Below are 3,897 nucleotides of genomic sequence, written 5' to 3' on the forward strand. Positions count from 1 at the left end.
CTGACTGCGGACATGGAGTTGTCGGCGTTCGTGCTGTTCTCCTCCGTCGCTGCCCTGATCGGCAGCCCTGGCCAGGGCAACTACGCCGCGGCCAACGCCGTGCTCGATGCGCTGGCTGCGCAGCGTCGTGCTGCTGGTCTGCCGGCGACTTCGCTGGCGTGGGGGTTGTGGGCTGAGGAGCGGAGTATGGCCGGGACGTTGGATGAGGGCAGTGTGGCCCGGTGGGCGCGGATGGGGATCGGCGCGCTGTCGAGTGAGCTGGGCGTGGAGTTGTTCGACGCGGCCGGGCGGCAGGATGCGGGTCTGCTGGTGCCGGTGCGGTTGGACCAGGGTGCGTTGCGGGCGCAGGCGCGCGCGGGGATGCTTCCGGCGTTGCTGAGTGGACTGGTGCGTACGCCGGCCCGTCGTACGCAGAGCGTGAGCGGATCACTTGCCCAGCGGCTGGCCGCCGTACCCGAAGCCGATCGTCAGCGTGCTGTGCTTGAGCTTGTACAGGCCCAGGTCGCAGCGGTGTTGGGGCATGCCTCGGCCGCCGCGATCGACCCGGAACAGACGTTCAAGGCCCTCGGATTCGACTCTCTGGCGGCAGTCGAGCTGCGGAACCGGCTCACGCAGGCAACCGGCATGCGGCTGCCGTCGACGCTCATCTTCGACCACCCGACTCCGGACGGGGTTTCGACCTTGCTTCTGGCGGAGGTCGGCGGGCCCGTGGAGAGGGGCCGCTCGCCTCTCGAAGAAGGGCTGCAACAGATCGAGGCCCTGCTGACCCAAGTGGCGGGTGACGAGCGGCAACTGGCCGAGTTCGAACCCCGGCTGCGCGCCTTCAGTAATCGACTGTGGTCCGTCCTCGGCGGACCGTCGGGCCAGAGCGATGTCCTGGACGAAGACCCCGATGACTTCCTCGACGGGGTCTCTGACGAAGAGATGTTCGAGTTGATCGACAAGGAGCTGGGAACGTGACCCAGGGCACGGGGGATCAGCGGGGCGCCGCGGCGATGGACGAGCACAAGCTCCGTGTGTATCTGAAGAAGGTGACCGGGGAGCTGCGCACGGCCAACCGTCGCTTGCGCGAGCTGGAGCAGCGCGATCTCGAGCCCTTGGCGATCGTGGGGATGAGCTGCCGTTACCCCGGTGGTGTGTCGTCGCCCGCCGAGTTGTGGCAGTTGGTCGCCGAGAAGCGCGATGCGGTGTCCGGTCTGCCGGGTGACCGTGGGTGGAATCTAGAGCGTCTCTATAACCCTGATCCGGATCAGGTCGGCAGTGTCTATGCCAGCGGCGGCGGCTTCGTCGAGGGTGTCGGGGACTTTGACGCGGGGTTCTTCGGGATCAGTCCGCGTGAGGCGTTGGCGATTGATCCGCAGCAGCGGTTGATGTTGGAGGCGGCGTGGGAGGCGTTCGAGGATGCGGGTATCGCCCCCACCTCGCTGCGCGGCTCGGACACGGGTGTCTTCTGCGGTGCCTTGGCCTCGGACTACGGCGGCCAGATGCCACCGGAACTGGAAGGCTTCCGGCTGACGGGTACGACGACCAGTGTCCTCTCCGGCCGGGTCGCCTACAGCCTCGGCCTGGAAGGCCCCGCTGTCACGGTGGACACGGCGTGCTCGTCGTCCCTGGTTGCCCTGCACTTGGCCTCGCAGGCGCTTCGTTCCGGGGAGTGTTCCCTCGCGCTGGCCGGCGGCGTGACGATCATGTCGGATCCGTTCCTTCTCACCGAGTTCAGTCGTCAGCGGGGTCTTGCGTCGGACGGGCGTTGTAAGTCGTATGCGGCGGCTGCGGATGGCACGGGTTTCTCGGATGGTCTTGGTCTGGTCGTGCTGGAGCGGTTGTCGGATGCGCGGCGGAATGGCCACCGCGTGCTGGCCGTCGTGCGTGGTAGTGCGGTGAATCAGGACGGTGCGAGTAATGGTCTGACGGCGCCGAATGGTCCTTCGCAGGAGCGGGTGATTCGGCAGGCGTTGGCGAACGCCGGTTTGAGCCCTGCCGATGTCGATGCCGTGGAGGGTCATGGCACGGGCACAAAGCTGGGTGACCCGATCGAGGCTCAGGCGTTGTTGGCGACGTATGGGCAGGAGCGGGCCGGCAACGATCCGCTGCGGCTCGGGTCCATCAAGTCGAACATCGGGCATACGTCGGCTGCGGCTGGTGTCGCCGGTGTGATCAAGATGGTCATGGCGATGCGGCATGGTCGACTGCCGTCGACGCTGCACGTGGACGCTCCCTCGCCGCATGTCGACTGGGAGGCCGGGCAGATCCGGCTCCTGACGGAGGCGGAGGAGTGGCCTGCGGGTGAGCGGCTGCGGCGTGCTGGGGTGTCGTCGTTCGGGATCAGCGGTACGAACGCCCACGTGATCATTGAGGAGGCTCCGGCCGCTCATGCGGAGGAGCCGACGGAGCGTCCGCTGTCCGCGCCGCCCGCCGCGTCTGTACCGGTGCCGGTGGTGGTGTCGGGTAAGGGCGAGGCGGCGTTGCGGGAGCAGGCCGAACGGCTGCACACCCACCTCCAGGACCACCGCGACCTCGGTCTCCTCGATGTTGCTTTCTCGTCGGTGGTGACGAGGGCGCAGTTGGAGCAGCGGGCTGCGGTGGTGGCGTCGGATCGGGAGGGGTTGCTGGCGGGGCTTGCGGCTTTGGTTGGTGGTGGGGCCGCGGCTGGGGTGTTGGAAGGGCGTGTGGGTGCGGGTCGTACGGCGTTTTTGTTTACGGGTCAGGGGGCGCAGCGGGCGCGGATGGGTGTGGAACTCGCCGCCGTCTACCCGCAGTTCGCGCGGGCGTTGGATGAGGTGTGTGCGGAGCTGGATCCACGGCTGGGTCGTTCGCTTCGGGACTTGCTGGCTGCCGAGGACGGCTCTGCGGATGCGGGTCTGTTGAATGCGACGGAGTTCACGCAGGCGGCGTTGTTCGCGGTCGAGGTGGCACTGTTCCGGCTGGTCGAGTCCCTCGGAGTGCGCCCGGACTATCTGATCGGGCACTCCGTCGGTGAGCTGGTGGCCGCCCATGTGGCGGGAGTGCTGTCGCTGGCGGATGCGTGTGCGCTGGTGGTGGCGCGTGGCCGGTTGATGGGTGCATTGCCTGCCGGTGGTGGGATGGCCGCGGTGCAGGCGACGGAGGAAGAGGTGGCCGGGGAGCTGGCCGGGTTCGAGGACCGGCTGGCGATCGCGGCGGTCAACGGGCCTCGCTCGGTCGTGGTCTCCGGTGATCTGGATGCGCTGGATGAGTGGCTGCCGCGGTGGCGGGATCGTAAGACGAGCCGGCTGCGAGTCAGTCATGCGTTTCATTCGCATCGGATGGAGCCGATGCTGGCGGAGTTCCGTGCCGTCGCCGAGGGACTGACGTTCAGCGCTCCCCGGATCCCTGTGGTGTCGAACGTGACCGGTGCTCTGGTGTCGGCGGAGTTGGCTGACCCGGGTTACTGGGTGGATCACGTCCGGCAGGCGGTGCGGTTCACGGACGGGGTTCGTACCCTCCAGGCCGAGGGTGTCACCCGGTTCTTGGAGTTGGGGCCGGAGGCGGTTCTGACGGCGTTGGCGCGGCAGGCGGTGGACGGGGACGGTGCGGTGTTCGCGTCGGCCTTGCGCGCCCGTAAGTCGGAGGGGGAGACGTTCGCCGCGTTTCTCGCGCAGGCGCATCTGGCGGGTGTGTCGGTGGATTGGTCGGCGTTCTACGCGGGCACGGGCGCCCGGCGCGTCCCCCTGCCGACGTATGCGTTCCAGCGGGAGCGGTACTGGCTGGCGCCCGGCACGGGTGAGGGCGATGCGACGGCCGCTGGTTTGGACCGGCTGGAACATCCGTTGTTGAGTGCGGTGGTGTCGGTCGGGGACCGGGACGAGTGGGTGTTCACGGGGCGTCTGTCGCAGGAGTCGGCGTCGTGGGTGCGGGATCATGCCGTGTTCGGGACGG

At 68.2% G+C, this 3,897-nt stretch carries 2 protein-coding genes; both read left to right on the forward strand.

Annotated features, from left to right (window positions below):
• The coding region (locus tag ACFWXC_RS52905) for a KR domain-containing protein (protein WP_384491511.1) at positions 1-960 on the forward strand (960 nt) is incomplete at its 5' end.
• Between the two features lie 35 nt (positions 961-995).
• Positions 996-3,897 (forward strand): type I polyketide synthase (locus ACFWXC_RS52910; protein ID WP_384491513.1); only part of this gene is annotated, 2,902 nt, incomplete at its 3' end.

This window comes from Streptomyces sp. NPDC058683 (genome assembly GCF_042716195.1).
Classification (GTDB): Bacteria; Actinomycetota; Actinomycetes; order Streptomycetales; family Streptomycetaceae; genus Streptomyces.